The sequence below is a fragment of the Streptomyces sp. NPDC049837 genome (assembly GCF_040674455.1).
Lineage (GTDB): Bacteria > Actinomycetota > Actinomycetes > Streptomycetales > Streptomycetaceae > Streptomyces.
Map to the genome: position 1 here is coordinate 1,855 of NZ_JBFAMP010000030.1, position 1,372 is coordinate 3,226.

Below are 1,372 nucleotides of genomic sequence, written 5' to 3' on the forward strand. Positions count from 1 at the left end.
ATCTTCGCGATGCCGGCCCCAGTGCACTCACCGCGTAAGTGGTGGGGTGATGGGTGGCTGGTCGTTGCTTGAGAACTGCACAGTGGACGCGAGCATCTGTGGCCAAGTTTTTAAGGGCGCACGGTGGATGCCTTGGCACCAGGAACCGATGAAGGACGTGGGAGGCCACGATAGTCCCCGGGGAGCCGTCAACCAGGCTTTGATCCGGGGGTTTCCGAATGGGGAAACCCGGCAGTCGTCATGGGCTGTCACCCATGCCTGAACACATAGGGCATGTGGAGGGAACGAGGGGAAGTGAAACATCTCAGTACCCTCAGGAAGAGAAAACAACCGTGATTCCGGGAGTAGTGGCGAGCGAAACCGGATGAGGCCAAACCGTATGCGTGTGATACCCGGCAGGGGTTGCGCATGCGGGGTTGTGGGATCTCTTTTTCACAGTCTGCCGGCTGTGAGACGAGTCAGAAACCGTATGGATAGGCGAAGGACATGCGAAAGGTCCGGCGTAGAGGGTAAGACCCCCGTAGCTGAAATTCATGCGGCTCGTTTAAGAGACACCCAAGTAGCACGGGGCCCGAGAAATCCCGTGTGAATCTGGCGGGACCACCCGCTAAGCCTAAATATTCCCTGGTGACCGATAGCGGATAGTACCGTGAGGGAATGGTGAAAAGTACCGCGGGAGCGGAGTGAAATAGTACCTGAAACCGTGTGCCTACAAGCCGTGGGAGCGTCGGATGCGAGCTTGCTTGCATCTCGTGACTGCGTGCCTTTTGAAGAATGAGCCTGCGAGTTTGCGGTGTGTTGCGAGGTTAACCCGTGTGGGGAAGCCGTAGCGAAAGCGAGTCCGAATAGGGCGATTTAGTAGCGCGCTCAAGACCCGAAGCGGAGTGATCTAGCCATGGGCAGGTTGAAGCGGAGGTAAGACTTCGTGGAGGACCGAACCCACCAGGGTTGAAAACCTGGGGGATGACCTGTGGTTAGGGGTGAAAGGCCAATCAAACTCCGTGATAGCTGGTTCTCCCCGAAATGCATTTAGGTGCAGCGTCGTGTGTTTCTTGCCGGAGGTAGAGCACTGGATAGGCGATGGGCCCTACCGGGTTACTGACCTTAGCCAAACTCCGAATGCCGGTAAGTGAGAGCGCGGCAGTGAGACTGTGGGGGATAAGCTCCATGGTCGAGAGGGAAACAGCCCAGAGCATCGACTAAGGCCCCTAAGCGTACGCTAAGTGGGAAAGGATGTGGAGTCGCAGAGACAACCAGGAGGTTGGCTTAGAAGCAGCCACCCTTGAAAGAGTGCGTAATAGCTCACTGGTCAAGTGATTCCGCGCCGACAATGTAGCGGGGCTCAAGCGTACCGCCGAAGTCGTGTCATTGC

1 rRNA gene (cut by a window edge) is annotated in these 1,372 nt (G+C 57.0%); it reads left to right on the forward strand.

What is annotated here, in order from left to right:
- Positions 1-100 precede the first annotated feature (100 nt).
- Positions 101-1,372 (forward strand): 23S ribosomal RNA (locus tag AB0J57_RS34770) (it continues 1,292 nt past the right edge of the window).